General features: G+C 69.9%; 13 protein-coding genes and 1 riboswitch. Of the genes, 3 read left to right on the forward strand and 10 right to left on the reverse strand.

The window, feature by feature from the left end; translation table 11 throughout:
• Positions 1-35: 35 nt before the first annotated feature.
• From OG917_RS02120 to OG917_RS02160, 9 genes are all read right to left on the reverse strand, one after another.
• Positions 36-1,370: a purine-cytosine permease family protein gene (locus tag OG917_RS02120; protein WP_328315764.1), complete on the reverse strand. Its 1,335-nt coding sequence runs from the start codon at positions 1,368-1,370 to the stop codon at positions 36-38.
• Between the two features lie 57 nt (positions 1,371-1,427).
• A riboswitch (TPP riboswitch) is annotated at positions 1,428-1,522 on the reverse strand.
• A gap of 196 nt (positions 1,523-1,718) precedes the next feature.
• Positions 1,719-2,624, reverse strand: a complete 906-nt coding sequence (locus OG917_RS02125) for a class I SAM-dependent methyltransferase (protein WP_328315765.1) — start codon at positions 2,622-2,624, stop codon at positions 1,719-1,721.
• Positions 2,625-2,800: 176 nt separating this feature from the next.
• A complete protein-coding gene (locus tag OG917_RS02130) occupies positions 2,801-3,895 on the reverse strand; it encodes an NAD(P)-dependent alcohol dehydrogenase (RefSeq protein ID WP_328315766.1) in 1,095 nt (364 codons plus the stop codon).
• Positions 3,892-5,301, reverse strand: coding sequence for an aldehyde dehydrogenase family protein (locus tag OG917_RS02135; protein ID WP_328315767.1), 1,410 nt, complete (start codon positions 5,299-5,301; stop codon positions 3,892-3,894). The genes OG917_RS02130 and OG917_RS02135 overlap by 4 nt, the downstream gene beginning before the upstream one ends.
• 8 nt (positions 5,302-5,309) lie before the next feature.
• Positions 5,310-6,074: a (5-formylfuran-3-yl)methyl phosphate synthase gene (locus OG917_RS02140; RefSeq protein ID WP_328315768.1), complete on the reverse strand. Its 765-nt coding sequence runs from the start codon at positions 6,072-6,074 to the stop codon at positions 5,310-5,312.
• A gap of 247 nt (positions 6,075-6,321) precedes the next feature.
• Complete coding sequence (locus OG917_RS02145) at positions 6,322-6,897, reverse strand: hypothetical protein (RefSeq protein WP_328315769.1); 576 nt, start codon at positions 6,895-6,897, stop codon at positions 6,322-6,324.
• A 177-nt stretch (positions 6,898-7,074) separates the two neighbouring features.
• Positions 7,075-8,094, reverse strand: a complete 1,020-nt coding sequence (locus OG917_RS02150; protein WP_443059051.1) for an HAD-IIA family hydrolase — start codon at positions 8,092-8,094, stop codon at positions 7,075-7,077.
• 58 nt (positions 8,095-8,152) lie between these two features.
• Positions 8,153-9,151 carry an aldo/keto reductase gene (locus tag OG917_RS02155; protein ID WP_328315771.1) on the reverse strand — a complete coding sequence of 333 codons (999 nt, stop codon included), beginning with the start codon at positions 9,149-9,151 and terminating at the stop codon, positions 8,153-8,155.
• Positions 9,152-9,213: 62 nt separating this feature from the next.
• Entirely contained in the window at positions 9,214-11,106 is a 1,893-nt protein-coding gene (locus OG917_RS02160; RefSeq protein WP_328315772.1) for a hypothetical protein, read from the reverse strand.
• Positions 11,107-11,285: 179 nt separating this feature from the next.
• Between OG917_RS02160 and OG917_RS02165 the strand changes: the two genes are divergently transcribed.
• From OG917_RS02165 to OG917_RS02175, 3 genes are read left to right on the forward strand one after another with little or no spacing between them, the layout of a single operon-like run.
• Positions 11,286-11,576 carry a putative quinol monooxygenase gene (locus tag OG917_RS02165; RefSeq protein ID WP_328315773.1) on the forward strand — a complete coding sequence of 97 codons (291 nt, stop codon included), beginning with the start codon at positions 11,286-11,288 and terminating at the stop codon, positions 11,574-11,576.
• 16 nt (positions 11,577-11,592) lie between these two features.
• A complete protein-coding gene (locus tag OG917_RS02170) occupies positions 11,593-12,315 on the forward strand; it encodes an HAD family hydrolase (protein ID WP_328315774.1) in 723 nt (240 codons plus the stop codon).
• Positions 12,316-12,328: 13 nt separating this feature from the next.
• The gene (locus OG917_RS02175) at positions 12,329-14,596 is read left to right on the forward strand and encodes a glycoside hydrolase family 65 protein (RefSeq protein ID WP_328315775.1); all 2,268 of its coding nucleotides are present in this window, start codon (positions 12,329-12,331) and stop codon (positions 14,594-14,596) included.
• Between the two features lie 227 nt (positions 14,597-14,823).
• Here the strand turns inward: OG917_RS02175 and OG917_RS02180 are convergent, their stop codons facing one another.
• On the reverse strand, positions 14,824-15,408 hold the full coding sequence (locus OG917_RS02180) for a helix-turn-helix domain-containing protein (protein ID WP_328315776.1): 585 nt from the start codon (positions 15,406-15,408) through the stop codon (positions 14,824-14,826).
• Positions 15,409-15,463 lie beyond the last annotated feature (55 nt).

The following is a 15,463-nucleotide window of genomic DNA, read 5'->3' on the forward strand; positions in this document are numbered from 1 at the left end:
CGGCCGGTCCCGCGCGGGTCGCGGTCCCGGCCGGCTCAGACGGTCGGGCGACGGCGCAGCCTGAGAGGTGCGTAGACGACGAGCGCGGCCAGGAAGGCCGCGTAGTAGGCGAGGTCGGCGCCGTGCAGTGCGGCAGCCAGCGGACCTGTGTAGAGGCCGGTGTTCATGAAGGGGACCGCCGCGGCGAAGGCAGCGCAGAACGCCACCAGGGCGGGCCACCCCGACCACCTGCCGCCGCTCTCGGTGGCCGCGTCCACTGGTCCACCCGCGCGGGCACGGGCCCACCAGTCGACAGCGACGACGGCGACAAATCCCGGAATCCAGTAACCGACGAACAGCAGTACGTTCTGGAAGCGGGCCGCGGTGTCCGCGGCATGCATCCACAGCACGAGGGGGAAACCCAGCACTGCGGCGAGACCGGCGGCGAACGGACGCGGAACACGCAGTCCGATGGTCTGCAGAGCCAGCGAACCGCTGTAGTCGTTCATGGCATTGCTGCACAGGGCAGCCAGCGCCACGGCCAACAGCCCCAGCGCGCCGAGGACTCCACCACCCAGCAGTTCGTCGACACCCCGGGCGGTCTGGTCGGTGAAGACCGAGGCCCCCCACAGCCCGAGCGCCTGGACGGCCACGAAAGAGACGCTGACGCCGAGGAGCGTGTACCAGAACATGCGCGGACGGGAGGCGTCCTGCGGCAGATAGCGGCTGAAGTCACTGGCGTACGGGGCCCATGACAGCGCGAGACTGAGAGCGATGGTACTGGTCAGTACGAACGCTCCGACGCGGTCGGCGCCGTGCACGCTGCCGGTGGTCGCGGGATGGACACTGTCCGGGAGCCTGCAGGCCAGGGCGGTGAAAGCCGCAGCGAGTACGAAGGTCATCACCTTCTGCAGCCGGTGGATCGCTTCGTAGCCCAGGACTCCGAGCGACCCTTGCCCCACCATCATCACCAGCACGCCGAGCCAGAAGGGCCAGCCGCAGAGCCGGGCCAGCGCGTCCCCGCCGAACAGCCCGATGAGCGCGTCCCAGGCCACCGAGGAGAGCCACTGCAACAGGCCCGGCACCACGACGGACCGGCCGAACGCGAGGCGGGCCAGCGGCAGCTGGCCTGTCCCGGTGCGGCTGCCCCACGTTCCGAGGTACGCGGTGGGAACGGCGCCGACGAGGGTCCCCAGCACCACGGCCGCCAGCGCGGTGGGCAGATCCAGGCCAAGCCCGATACCGACGGTACCGGTGAACACCCCGGTCATGGTCAGATTCGGAGCGAACCACACGGTGAAAAGCCGCCCCGGCCCGCCGTAGCGGTGGTGCGCGGGGACCGGCGCTATTCCACGTGTCTCGATCCGCAGATCGCCTGGCTGGGCAGGCATCCGGCCGTCGAAGACGGACCGGGGCTCTGTGGCCGGCGTGCTGCTGGGAGCAGGTGGCAATGACATGTGCGACATCCCTCCGCCAGTGCTAACTGGTTCAGGTTCGGCGGGTGTGATCTCAGCCCCTGGACGGGGCACCCCGTGTCCGGTACGCCGCCAGGCTAACGTGCCGCGTCACGCCGGCCGTGCCGGGGGTGCACCCTGGGCAGCAGCCACGATGTCCTCGCCGGCCCACCGGAAGAGTACGAGCGGATCCGGCTGCCCGGGGATGAAGCTCAGCCGCTGCCAGGGGGGTGCATGCGGCCGGGCCCGCCGTATGCCGCCGACAGCCCGGCCTCCCTGCGGCAGTTACGACCGGGGCTTCTCCGCGAACACCCACCGGTTGCCCGCCAGCGCGTCGTTCTGCTCGGGCAACGGGCCCCGTCCGTGGCGGCGGGTGAAGTCGAAAGGCGTGCGGACGGACGTGGACCAGCCCTTGCCCGCCAGATCACCCGCGGAGTCGGGCCGTGGTGCTCTGTCGAACAGGCCGAGCAGATCGATGCCGATCTGACGCGTCGTCGAGGTGTACAGCGGGCTGTCGCGGTATTCGAGCAGGTCCTTGTCGAGCTTGACCTCGAACGCCAGCGCACTCCCTCCCGTGGTCAGCCGGTCCACCGCATCGATGAGGTAGGTCTCGGCAGCGGGGGGCAGATAGAACAGCAACCCCTCGGCCAGCCAGACACTCGGCGCCCCGGTGTCGAAACCCGCGTCGGCCAGGGCTCCGACCCAGTCGGCCCGCAGATCGACCGGGACGGGTACGCGTGCTGCGTTCGGAGTGGCTGCCTGCTCGTCCAGCACGTCGCGCTTGAACGCCAGCACGCCGTCCCTGTCGATCTCGAAGATCACACAACCGGGGGGCCAGTCGAGCCGGAACGCACGCGTATCCAATCCCGCTCCCAGCAGCACGACTTGGCGGGCCCCGCCGGTGAGGACCGACTGGAGGAGGAAGTCGTCGAGCACCCTCGTCCGCAGGCCGAAGTAGCGCGCGAACCTCCCCCACAGCGGGTTCTCGTCCCCGTCCGCCACCTGCTCCATGCGCACGGGCCAGCCCGCGCAGGCCGGTGCGGCGAGTACGAAGTGCTCCGCGTAGACATCCCGGGCCAGGGAGTCGGGCCGGTGGGTCTCGATCGCCCGTGCCGCGGCGACCAGGAGCGCGGTCAGGCCGACGCCTCCCGCCACGCCCTCCACTCCCGGCACGACTTCCATGCCCTTCATGCCATCCCCGCCTTCCACGTCTTCCACGTCGGGTTTCCGAGGCGTTGCGCTGACCACATGTCCTCCTGGGAGTAGATGACGACCACGAACAGCGAGGGACACGAAGAACACGTCATCGACGGATGCACGACGGTGCCGAACGAGGGGCCGGCGTACCGTGCTTCGCCCCGGCCGCCTCACGCCTCCGGAACGAGGACGGGTTTGACCACCCGGCCCGCCTCGCAGTCGCGTTCGGCCTCGTTGATTGCGTCGAGCGGGTACGTACGGATCAGTTCGTCGAAGGGGAAGCGCCCCGCCTGCCACAGCCTGGTCAGCCTCGGTACCAGCAGACCCGGCACCGCGTCCCCCTCGCAGATGTGGGAAATCCGCCTGCCCCGGTCCAGTGCTCCCGGTTCGAGCGGCAGCGGAGTGTGGAGCCGTGCCACCAGACCGAGGTGTCCGGTCGGGCGCAGGCCCCGGAGCGCATCGTTGATCAGCTGGGCGGAGGCGGTGGTGTCCAGCGCGTACTGCGTACCTCCTTCGGTCAGTTGACGGATACGTCCTGGCAGGTCGGGAGAGGCTGCGTGCAGCGGGACCGCACCGAATCGTTCGGCGAGGGCCAGCCGCTCGGGGTGTCGGTCGACGGCCACGGTCACCGCCCCCGAGGCGGCGGCCGCCATGACCGCGGCCAGGCCCACCGCGCCCGCGCCGAAGACCGCGATGGTGTCGCCGGGCCCCACACCGAAGGAGTGGAAGACCGCTCCGGCGCCGGTGAGGAAGCCGCAGCCGAGTGGCCCGAGCAACTCGACGGGCAGTGCGGGGTCGGCACGCACCGCGTTGCGGGCAGGGACCACGGCGTACTCGGCGAACGAGGACTGGCCGAACCACCGGGGGGCCAGTTCGCCCCCGGCCGCATCCGTGAACCGCGCGGCGTTCTCCTTGCGCCCTCCGAAGAGGTTGAGTGAGGCGAAGGAGTCGCAGTAGGCAGGGGCAGCGTTCAGGCAGTTCCAGCAGTGCCCGCAGGAGTCGAAGCTCAGCACCACGTGGTCGCCCTTGTTCAGCCCGGTGTGCGGACCGCCCGTCTCCACCACGACCCCGGCCCCCTCGTGGCCGAGCACGGCAGGCAGCGGTGAGCGGCCCGCCGAACGCCGGACAGCGAGATCGGTCCTGCACATCCCGCAGCCCGCGATCCTGACCAGGATCTCGCCGTCGGCCGGTCCCGTGTTCAGGACCACCTTCTCGATGGCGAACGGGCTCTCGTACGAGCGCAGTACCGCCGCACCGAACCTCATTGCCACCCCTCATCCGGACGGTGCACGACGAACGGCCTGAGGTTCCCGTGAAGCCCCCACGGCCCGCCCGCGACGCCGACACCGCTCTCCTTGATGCCTGCGAAAGGCTGGGCGAGGGACAGTTCGGCGTGGTGGTTGATCCATGCCGTCCCGCACTCCAGCCGGCCGGCCACGGCCCAGGCCCGGTCCAGGTCGGTCCCCCACACCGAGCCACCGAGCCCGAAGCCGGTGTCGTTGGCCGCCGCGACGGCTTCGTCGATGCTGCCGTACGGGAGCACCGGCAGGACGGGGCCGAACTGCTCCTCCGTCACCACCGGGCTGCCTGGCGGGACATCGGCCAGGATCGTCGGCGCGAAGAAATAGCCCGGCCGGTCCAGCCGGTGACCACCGGCCACGGCTCGGGCGCCGTCGGCCAGGGCCTCCTCGGTCCAGCGCTCGACCCGGGCGAGCTGGGGGGCGTTGTTGACCGGGCCCAGCTGGGTGCCGGGGGCGAGGCCGGAGCCGACAACGACGGCCTTCGCACGCTGCGCGAGGGCCTCGACCACGTCGGAGTAGAGCCTGGCCGGGGCGTAGACGCGCTTGACTGCCATACAGACCTGCCCGCAGTTGCGGAACGCCGCCCAGAACAGCCGGTCGGCGATCCGCTCCACATCCACGTCCTCCAGCAGGATGGCGGCGTCATTGCCGCCCAGCTCCAGGGTGACCCGGGCGAGCGACGCCGCAGCGCTTTCCGCGACGGCCCGCCCGGTGGGGACCGAACCGGTGAAGGTCACGTGCCGGATCCCCGGATGGGACGCGAGGCGGGCGCCGAGAGGCTCATTACCGGTGACGATCGTCAGTACGTCGGCGGGGAGGGCGGTGGAGATGACGGACCCCAGCAGCAGGGTGGCGAGGGGGGTGTACGGGGACGGCTTGAGCACCACGGTGTTGCCTGCGGCGAGCGCGGGCGCGAGCTTTGCCGACGCAAGCTGGAGGGGAAAGTTCCACGGGACGATCGCCGCGACGGGTCCGAGCGAGCGCCAGCGGATCTCGCTGCGCACCGGACGGCCGTCCGGGATCGGCTGGGGCCGGGGGCCGTCCAGCTCGGCGAAGTAGCGCAGCCGGGCCGCCGTCCGCGCGACCTCCGCGTATGACTCGGCCAGGGGTTTGCCCTGCTCCCGGGTGAGCAGCGGAGCCATGTCCGCCGCGGCTGCCTCCACGGCGTCGGCTGCCGCGAGCAGAGCGGTGGCGCGGGCGACGGGGTCGGCCCGCCAGCTGAGCCAGGCCTCCTGAGCCCGGTCGACGGTGGCGTCCAACGCGTCAGGGTGCTGATCGGGGGCCTCGCCGCACACCTCGCCCGTTGCCGGGTCGAGGACGGCGAAGGGCTTGCGGTCGCCGGGAGACGACGGGGGCTGACGTGAAGTCATGCCGGCGGTCAGCCCGCGGTGGCGACGGCGGTGACAGCGGGCGCGTGGTCCCGGGCGTGCCGGTCCATCTCCGCCCGGAAGGCAGCCACCAAGTGCGGCTGGATCCTTCCTCTTGTGCGGTCGCCCCCCTCGCAGACGGCACCGCGCACCCCCACGATGTCCGTACCGATACGGGTCAGCACGCCGAGGTCCTCCGCCCTCACGCTCCCCGCGAGGGCGGCGAGCAGTCCGGCCTCGTGGGACCGCCGGACGAACTCGGCACAGACCTCCGGCGGGACGTGGTCGAAGAGCCGTGTCCCGTCCTTGACCGCGGTGTCCAGCATGGCGGCGTCGGAGCCGGAACGCAGGGCGATGTCGGGCAGTGCGAGCGGGTTGACGCAGCCGATCCGGTGCGCGTCGGCGTAGCCCGAGGCGACGACGAACGCGTCGGGCCGGTAGTCCTTCACCGCCCGGACGACACCTCGCATGACATCGACGGCCTGGTCGGGCGTCGTGCATCCGTAGAGGCCGACCTTGATGTAAGTGGCTCCGGAGACAGCCGCGCCGAGTGCCGCCTGGGCCACCGTGCCGGGCTTGTACGGAACGTCTCCCACGGTGGCGGACACCGGTTTGTCCGCCGGGACCGCGTCGCGGATCTCCCTGATGACCCACGGGTGGTTCGCGCCGAGCGAGCCCTCGTCGGGCTTCTTGACATCGACGATGTCGAGATGCGCCGCAGCCTTCGCGCAGTCGAGGGCCTCCTCGACGCTGTCCGGGGAGATGAGAAGTAACAACGTGCACTCCTTCCACCGCGGATCCACCGGCCGAGTGGCAGGTGCGCGGTGTCGTCTGGATCCCTCACGGTCCGCTCATCATTACGGCGGTCCGTGACCACCGGTAGGGCGTGCGGAGTCCGAACGGGTACTGCCGCGCCCTGGCGAATGCGCCGTGCACGCCGGTTCGCACTCGCCGCCTTCCGCACCGCCGGATCCCGCGGCCGGCCACCAGTGACCGGAACCGGACCTCCCGGGTGACGTGGGTTCAGGCCGAGAGGCCGATGCGGAGTACAGCGGCTCCCCCCGCGACGCCGAGCACCTGGACGCGCAGCTTGTTGACGCCGCCCCTGGAACCCTCCTCGCAGGTCAGGTTCATGAAGCCGGGCGAGTCCACCGACGGGCCCGTGACGCCCATCTCGCACCCGCCGTCGGACGAGAACTGCGACTGGACCAGCGGTGCGGTCATCGTGACTGTCCGGTCCCCGATCCCGGTCACCGTGAGCCGGCCGACGCCGGACCGCTCGGGCACCGGGACCGTGGCCCCCTCCCGCACACGGACCTCGCAGCGCCCGTCCCGGCACCGCTCCGTCCTCGTACCGTCCGCAGGACCGGACAGCGCCGGGCCGGGAGACGTGGGCGCGGCTGCGGAGTGCGTACGGGAGAGCGAAGGCTCCGGCGTGCGGCCCGCGTCATCGGAACGGCCGGCTGACGCGCCGGACCCGCACGACACGAGGGCGGCGGCCACGGCCGCGAACAGCGCGGCGCGGGCGAAGGGAGCCCGCGCGACACTCCGGGCGGGCGCCTGGGGGCGGGCTGGGACGACGGACGAAAGGTGGGTCATGCGCACAGCCAACCCCGCCCACGCCGGGACGGGTCCCAGCCGCATCTCCCATCCCCCGAAAGGAGGACGAGGCCGTGTAACCCCGCCGGAGAACTCCGCGGTCGCCGGAGTTGCGCCCGCCCGGCATATCTCGGCCCGAACCGGTCGGCGGCCCGGCCGGTTCGGATCCGTACCGGCCTATGTGGCCGACATGCGGACGGAGTCCAGAGCCTCATCGGCCCGGACCGTACTCGGGCTGTCTCCGTCAGCCGTCCATGCGGCATGGCACAGAGCTCTCAGAGCGTCCGTACGGCTGCCCTCGCCTTCGAGGCGTAGCGTGCCCGCGTCGATACGGGCGAGCCAGCCGTTGCACGCGGACCCTCGGCCGCCTTCTCGCGTGGCCGCGGGGTGGGCGCGCAGCAGCCCGTCCGCGAGGTCTTCGGCGATGTACGTGGGCCGCTGCGCGGGTGGTGCCGCGATGAGCTGGGCCGCGTCGGTGACACCGGTGAGGACGAGCAGCGTGTCGCTGCTGTTCTGGTGGCCGGCCGCGATGTCGGTGTCCAGCCGGTCGCCGACGCACAGGGGCCGGGAAGCATGCGTGCGGTCCACCGCGGCCTGGTGGATGGGCGGATAGGGCTTGCCCGCGATCACCGGGGCGGAGCCGGTGCTGGTGCGCAGGAGGTCGATGGCGGCGCCGTTGCCCGGAGCGGCTCCGCGGTCGGTGGGGATCGTCGGGTCTGGATTCGACGCGTACCAGAGGGCTCCCGCGTTGATGGCCAGGCACGCTTCGGTGAAGCGGCTGAAGGGCATGTCGGGTCCGCCGAAACCCTGGGCGACGGCGTCCGGGTGATCGTCGGCCGTTTCCACCGTGCGCAGCCCGGCATCGGTGAGCGCCTGGGCGAGGCCTTCACCCCCGACGATCAGGACGCGGGCACCGCGCCCGTGGCGCTCCGCGATCACGGCCGCGACGGCCTGGGCGGACGTGATGATGTCCCGCGGCTGCGCGGCCACGCCGGCCTTGCCGAGCTTCTCGGCTACTTGGGCAGGGGTACGCAGTGCGTTGTTGGTGACGAATGCCAGGCGCATACCGAGAGCGCGGGCCTGTGTGAGGGCGTCGGCGGCTCCTTCCACGCGCTGTGAGCCGGTATAGACAACGCCGTCGAGGTCGAGGAAGGCGCAGTCGTAGACGGTGGCGGGCGTGGCGGTTGCGGGCAGCAGTGCGCGGGCGTCAGTTGTGGTGACGGGCACGACAGACTCCTGGGAGTGGCGGGAAGGGCTACTGGCCTTCGGAATTGAAGTCGTCCAGTTCGGACCAGAGCGCGCTGGGGATGTCGGTGTTGAAGTAGTCGAGGTTCTCGGTGATCTCCTGCGGGCTCTTGCAGCCGACGAGGACGCCCGCGATCTGGTGGTGACGCAGGGGGAACTGGAGGGCGGCGGCCTGGAGGGGTACGTCGTGGCCCTTGCAGATCTCGGCGAGTTCGCGAGCACGCTCGACCTTTTCGGCAGGTGCGTCGTCGTATTCGTAGTGGACGTTCTCGTCGGGGTTGGCAAGCAAGCCCGAGTTGTAGGGGCCGCCGATGACGACAGAGACGTCGCGCTCCTCGCAGGCCGGAAGGAGTTCGCGGGCAGCGCCCTGTTCGAGAAGTGTGTACCGGCCCGCACAGAGAATGACGTCGAGGTCGAGGTTGTTGACCATGCGCAGCAGGAAGTCGTCCAGGTTGAGGCCGAATCCGATGGCTTTGAGCAGGCCTTGAGAACGCAGGTCGTCGAGCGTCTCGAACACCCGGTGGGCGGTGCGGTCGTCGAAGGTGGTGTTCTCCTCCTTCTCGTAGAAGTCGCAGTCATGGCAGTAGACGATGTCCACATGGTCGGTCCCCAGGCGTTCGAGGGATCCTTCGAGCCCTCGCTTGAGTCCGTCGCTCGACCAGTCCCAGGTGAAGGTGTAGGGGGTGCTGCCTTCGAACATGGCGACCGGGTCCCGGTGCTCCCCGTTGGGGAGTTTCTCCAGCCGTCGTCCGACCTTGGTGGAGAGCGTGTAGGCAGAGCGGTCGGCGTCACGCAGGGCATCGCCGTACCGCAGTTCGGCCAGTCCCGTGCCGTAGAGGGGCGCGACGTCGAGGTAGCGGACCCCGCGGTCGAGGGCGGTACGGACGGTCGCCACCGCCTGGTCGTGCTCGACGGGCTCGTAGAGGCCGCCCAGCGCGACGCCTCCCAGCCCCAGCCGGCCGATCTCGACGTCCTGGCGGATGAGCTTGCTGGTCTCGGTGTGCTTCATTTCGTGCCTCTTTCGATGCGTCCGGCGGAAGGGGCCCGGTGGACCGGGAATGGGGGCCGGGACTAGGAGACCGCTGTGGGAGCTGCGACGGGGGAGATCTCGCGCAGTCGGACATGGAGTTCTTCGAGGTCTCCCTGCGCGGCGAGGCTTTCGAGCAGGTCGAGTTGGTCACTCCAGCCGGCCTCGGTGCTGCGGGCGGCGAGCGATGTCTCGCCGGCGTCCACGAGGCGCGTGGTCCAGCTCAGGTAGGGGTGGCGGGTGTCGCTGGGCAGCGCCGCTACGTGTTCCAGCTGTTCCAGCAGATGCCGCAGGCGTTCGTCCGCGGCGTCACCGGCCGTGTGGGTGATGACTGCGTCGGCCAGTTCGGCCCGGTGGGCCCGGTCGCCGGTGCTCAACGAGCCCTCGTAGTGCATACGGTCGAGGCGGGCCAGCAGACGCGCGGCCTGCCCCCGCACCGAGGCTTCGGCCTCGTTGCGGATGTTGCGCAGCCGGGTGATGCGTTCCTCGATGAACGGGCCGTGGTAGCCCGTATCCGCGTCCTTGTAGTGCAGGGCGCTGCCGATTCCGACCGCGTCGACACCGGTGTGGACGACGTCCGGCAGCTCGTCGAAGCTGATCCCTGCCGACATGTAGGTGAGCAGGCCGGCGCTGTGGGCCTCGTGGACCAGGGTGGCAGCTGTGGCGTGGCCCAGTTGACCGATGATGGGACGGCTGGGGTGGGAGTCCCCGGCGCCGTCCCAGGCGACCTTCCCGAAACCGCCTCGCCGGGTCAGTTCGATGCCCAGGCGGCCGAGTGCGAGCCGGTTCTCGATGCTGCGGGGTTTCCCGGGACCCCGGTCGTCGGTGAACGGGGTGTTGAGGTTGAAGGCTGCGGAGAGAGTCTGGCGGTGGGGATTCATGAGGGTGTCGGCGGTCACGGCGCGCATGAAGCAGACGGCCTCCCGCGCCGTCATGTGTTCCATGGAGATCTTGCACTCCGCTGCACCTGCCTGGAACAGCGTCGAGCACGCGGCTGCCATGAACCGCACGGACTTCACGCGCGAGACGTCGAAGTCCCCTTCGAACATGGGCCGGCCCACATAGACCGAGAGGGGAGCGGATACACCGGTGTGCAGCCGTACCCGGGCGATCGTGCGGATCGAGGGGAGCCGGTAGGGCTCACAGACGTCGCGGTCCTCACTCTCGGCCCGCTCGATGTGTTCCACATGCACGACCGTGCCGTCCAGATAGGGCGCGCGGAGGGTGCTCCCCTGGATGTGCCCCTCACCGGGATCGGTGATCGACAGGAATGTCTGGTGCTCACGGAAGCCGGGCACGCCCCACAGCTGGTAGTCCTCGTCGGCCCGTTGGCCCTGGTCGAGGAGAAGGTAGGCGAACTGGACGGCTATCTCCTCGGCGTGCGTCAGGCTGCGGCCCTCGGCCCGGGCAGTGGCAAGCAGACGGGCCACTTCCCTGAGGTAGCCGGGAGCTGTCACCCTCGGCGGGTCCCCCCGTGTGGAGCTGCCGCGCAGGTCGATGGTGATCCGGTCGCCGTCGAAGATCAGTTCGGCCGTACCACGCCCCCGGTGCGCTGAAGGGTCGACGCGGTTGCGGTCCTCCAGGAACGCCTGCAGGTTCTCGAAGTGCTGGGGGGCAGCGGTCGAGGGATCGGCGAAACCGTCGGCATAGGAGACACTGCGCGCGGCGAGGTCCTCATGGTCGGGGAACTCCTCGGCAAGGATGCGCGTCTGCTCCTTGACCTGCCGAACCAGGTCCGTCTCGGTACGCCCTTCGGGCAGCTGATACCCGTGATCCTGCTGGTATTCGCTGTTCCCGTCACGCGCTTGGTGCTTCTTCTGCGCCTCCCACGCGCGCGCAGCACTGTCCCGTACGAACATGAGCGCTACCCGGCGCAGCATGCCCGCGGTGGCGGTGAAGGAGGCGTGGGGAGATACAGGCGTGATCTCTGCGTCCATGATTCGACCCTAGAAGCGATCCCCGGGGGAGCCAACCGCAGCCATGACCCTGCGTGACAACAGCGCGCGGCTCACCCGCATGGCGCATTAATCTCGCCCACCCACGGTCCGTCATGGTGCATTGAGTGCGTTCGCAGTCCACACCGGCCTGTCGCGAAACGACATCAAGGGATCCCCATATGTACGAGGTTGTTGTCTCCTTCATCGTCGACAGGGACAAGCACGACGCCTTCCGCGCAGCTGGACTCCGGGCGCACGAGAGATCCCTGAAGACCGAGCCCGGAACCGAGCGGTTCGACATCCTCGCCGACGAGTGGAACCCCAGCCGCTTCTACATCAACGAGGCCTACGCGGACGAGGACGCCTTCCGGGTCCACGTCGACGGTGCGCCGGCCAAGGAGTTCCTCGCCGAGGTCCAGCAGTACTGCAGCGGACCGGACTTCGTACTGCGCGCCACCTCGCTGAACTGACACGCAGGTACCCGCCGTGCAGACACCAGCCATACCGGCACACCTCCTCGATGACATCGAGTGCTGCGTCTTCGACCTCGACGGCACCGTGACCAGGACCGAGCTGCAGCACCGGCGCGCCTGGCACGAGGCCATCCGGACGACACTCGGAGAAGGGGTGTTCACCCCCGCGGATTACCACGAATTGGACGGGCTGCCGCCCGTGCCGGCGCTCAGGGAGTTCGCCGCGCGGCGCCGCTGCTTGCTGCCCGACGGGGAGGCGAATGACAACCCGCACCGGGCCACAGCAGCCGGCATCGTGGCCCGCAAGCGGGAGTTGTACGCGGACATGCTCGCGCGCGAGGGGGCCGACCCCTACCCGGGGACGCTGCACCTTCTCCGCCGGCTGAAGAACCGCGGCATACCTCTCGCGGTCGTCTCGGCCAGCGCCTCGTGCCGTCAGGTTCTGCTCGGCGCGGGCCTGTCGAGTACCTTCGACGTGATCGTGGACGGTACGGACATACAGCGGCAGGGCCTGCGCGGGAAGCCCGAACCTGACTGTTTCCTCCACGCCGTCACACTGCTGGGTTCCCGTCCCGACCGGTGCGCCGTATTCGAGGACGCACCGAGTGGCCTGCGTGCGGCCCGCCGGGGCGGCTTCGCCCCGGTCATCGCCATCGACCGCTCCGGACAGGCGCCCCGCCTGCTCGCCGAAGAGCCGGACATCCTCGTCTACGACCTGGCCCAGCTCCTTTCATGAGAAGGAAATCGCCATGGCACCGGTGCACCCGGGCGCGGCCGGCCACATCTCCGGCATGACAAGCGACGGATCCTGGCAATGGACGTTCCGGCCCGCTTCGGAAGGCCCGGAACGGCGCGAGCAGTTCGCCACCCTGTGCACCCTGGGCAACGGAGTCTTCGCCACGCGTGGCACCGCCGCGTTCGATCCCCCCGCCTCGGCCGGCTATCCCGGCACCTACGCGGCCGGTATCTACAACGCGACCGACTGCGTCATCGAGGGCGAACGCGTAACGGTCGAGTCGGCGGTCCGCCTCCCCAACTGGCTTCCTCTGCAATGCTTTTACGCCGCACCAGCCGGAGGAGAGGAAACTGCCCTCGTTCCCAGCCTCACGAACAAGACCCTCGACGAGCGCTACGTCCTCGACCTGTACCACGGCATACTGCACCATCACCTGTATCTCGAAGACCCTGCCGGACGCCGCACCCGCCTGCACGAACAGCGGGCCGTGCACGCCGACCACCCTCACCTGGCCGTGCAGAAGCTGACCGTGCGGCCGGAGAACTGGAGCGGCCCGATACGCGTCGAAGCCGGCATCGACGCCTGCCAGCACAACGCACAGGTGGACCGATACGACGGATTCAACACCCAGCATCTCACCGGTTTCACCCTCTCCGACCCGACGGATGACGGCGTGGTCTGGCTGACCTGCCACACCACACGCTCGCTCGTCGGCATCGCCCTGGCCTGCGCTGTGTCGATCCCGCGCAGCAGCCCTGCCACGCCCCCGGACGGGGTTCCGGGAGGCAGGGACGTGCACACGGCCCGGGGATGCCACGTCGCTCCCGACCGTCCGGCGACCGTCCACAAGGTCACCGCGCTGCGCACGGGCCACGCCACCCCGCCGGATACCCTCCGTGAACGCGTACTTGCCGACCTGGCGGATGTTCCTCGGGTCGAGGAACTCCTGACCACCCACACCCGGTCATGGCGAGCGCACTGGCAGAGCACCCCCCGCCCGGCCGATCAGCACCGCGCGGACATCCTGCGCCTGTACTGCTTCCACCTCCATCAAGTGATCAACAGTCACACCGCCCGCATCGACGCAGGCCTTCCGGCCCGCGGTCTGCACGGAGAGGAGTATCACGGGCGCGTGTTCTGGGACGAGACCAGTGCCATCGCCTGGCTTTCCCACACCTGCCCAACTGCCGCCCGGGCCTGCCTCGACTACCGCCATCGACGCCTCTCGGCGGCCCGCAGGGAAGCCCGCTCCCACCACTCCGAAGGTGCCCGATACCCCTGGCAGAGTGGCCATGACGGCAGCGAAGTCACCGTCCCCTGGGTCAAGAACCCGCTCAGTGGACGCTGGCAGCGCGACCACACCGCGCTCCAACAGCACGTCGGGGCCGCGCTCGCCCACAGCGTCGCCCGGTACGCCCGCCAGAGCGGCGACATCACGTACCTGCACACCAGAGGCGCAGAGATGATCTTCGAGATCGCCCGCTTCTACGCCACGTACAGCGACCACGACCCTCACACCGGGCGCTTTCACCTCCGCCACGTCGTCGGGCCGGACGAGTTCCATGACATCTACCCCCGGCACACGACGCCCGGTATCGACGACAACGCCTACACCAACGTCATGGCGGCCAGCACCCTCCACCTCGCCGTGGCTCTGTGGGACGCCCTGCCCGGACACCGCCGGGACGCGCTCGCTCAGGATGTCGCCGTCGGCAACGACGAGGTCCTCTTCTGGGATCACCTCTCACGACGTCTTTTCGTCCCCTTCCACGACGGCGTCATCTCGCAGTTCGCCGGCTACGAAAGTCTGTCCCGGATAGCACTCGACCGACTCGCCGACCGGTACGACACGGATCTGGGGCGCCTGGACCGCCTGATGGAAAAGGACGGCGACCACCCACGCAACTACCAGGTGGCAAAACAAGCGGACACCCTCATGCTCGGCAGCACCCTCTCCCCCGCAGAGTTGACCGCGACACTGGCCCGGCTCGGTTATGACCACTCCCCCGCGACATGGCGTCGCACCGTGGACTACTACCTCGAACGCACGGTGCACGGCTCCACCCTCTCCGCCGCTGTCCACGCCTCAGTGCTGCGCCGTATCCACCACCCGGCCGCCCCGCACTTCTACGCCAAGGCGCTCACCGTCGACCTCACCCCGGGCCACCGGACGGAGCTCGGCATCCACCTGGGGGCCATGACAGCGGCCCTGGAGCTCGCGGCATCCACAGAGGACAGCGACGGGGTACCGGGCGTTGACGGGTCAGAAGCCGGGGAATGAGCACAGGCCCACGATGGCGCACCCCGGCATCCACCGCCCTGCGCGCCTGGGCGCTCGCGGGGGACGGTCCTTCCGTCAGGCGGTCTCGCCCTTCCACGGGACAGCCGCCCTCCCGTCCTCAACTTCTCCCGGCACTGGGCTGTTTGACATCACGCGCCGCCAACGGCCACTTCGCTGTGGTGCCGAGGCCGCCTCTGAAGCGCTCACTCCATCCGTGCGCTGCGCAGTCAGGAGGCGGGGGCGGGACCCGGTGGGAGGTGGACTGTCATGATCAGGTGGCAGGTTTCGGTGCCGGTGCCCCGGTACGCGTGGGAGGCGTCGCCGTCGAAGGTCGCGGTCTGCCCCGCTCCGACCGCGTACTCGTCGCCGTCGACGACCAGTGTCATCCGCCCCGCGGTGACGCTGACGGTTTCCACGACCCCCGCCTGATGGGGGTGGCTGGGATACTCGTCGCCGGGCCGGAGCTGCCAGCGCCAGACCTCGGTCGGGGCCGGCCCCGAGGTGGTCAGCATGAGCCGGGCCTCACTGCCCTGTTCACCGGTCCACAGCGGCATGACGGCGTCGGCGCTCACGACGCGGACGCGCTCCGCCGCCCGCCCTTCCAGCAGTGCGGAGACCGAGACACCGAGGGTGTCGGCCAGCCGGACCAAGGTGGCGAAATTCGGATTTCCCCGGGCCCTCTCCAGGCCGACCAGGGCGCCCTTGCTGACCTTCGCCCGTCGTCCGAGTTCGTCCAGGGACAGACCGGCACGGTTGCGGGCAGCCCTGACGTTGCGTGCGAGCGTCCGCAGCGCCTCTTCGGCCTCGGCCATACGACCACCCTTCTCCCGTGGGAACACTTCACTGCACCGTCCGGTCGCTTGGTTG

The organism is Streptomyces sp. NBC_00388, assembly GCF_036061255.1.
Lineage (GTDB): Bacteria > Actinomycetota > Actinomycetes > Streptomycetales > Streptomycetaceae > Streptomyces.

Coding starts and splice junctions, on each gene's coding strand:
- OG917_RS02120 (WP_328315764.1), bottom strand. CDS start 1,370: ATGCCTGCCCAGCCAGGCGATCTGCGGATCGAGACACGTGGAATAGCG.
- OG917_RS02125 (WP_328315765.1), bottom strand. CDS start 2,624: ATGAAGGGCATGGAAGTCGTGCCGGGAGTGGAGGGCGTGGCGGGAGGC.
- OG917_RS02130 (WP_328315766.1), bottom strand. CDS start 3,895: ATGAGGTTCGGTGCGGCGGTACTGCGCTCGTACGAGAGCCCGTTCGCC.
- OG917_RS02135 (WP_328315767.1), bottom strand. CDS start 5,301: ATGACTTCACGTCAGCCCCCGTCGTCTCCCGGCGACCGCAAGCCCTTC.
- OG917_RS02145 (WP_328315769.1), bottom strand. CDS start 6,897: ATGACCCACCTTTCGTCCGTCGTCCCAGCCCGCCCCCAGGCGCCCGCC.
- OG917_RS02155 (WP_328315771.1), bottom strand. CDS start 9,151: ATGAAGCACACCGAGACCAGCAAGCTCATCCGCCAGGACGTCGAGATC.
- OG917_RS02160 (WP_328315772.1), bottom strand. CDS start 11,106: ATGGACGCAGAGATCACGCCTGTATCTCCCCACGCCTCCTTCACCGCC.
- OG917_RS02165 (WP_328315773.1), top strand. CDS start 11,286: ATGTACGAGGTTGTTGTCTCCTTCATCGTCGACAGGGACAAGCACGAC.
- OG917_RS02175 (WP_328315775.1), top strand. CDS start 12,329: ATGGCACCGGTGCACCCGGGCGCGGCCGGCCACATCTCCGGCATGACA.
- OG917_RS02180 (WP_328315776.1), bottom strand. CDS start 15,408: ATGGCCGAGGCCGAAGAGGCGCTGCGGACGCTCGCACGCAACGTCAGG.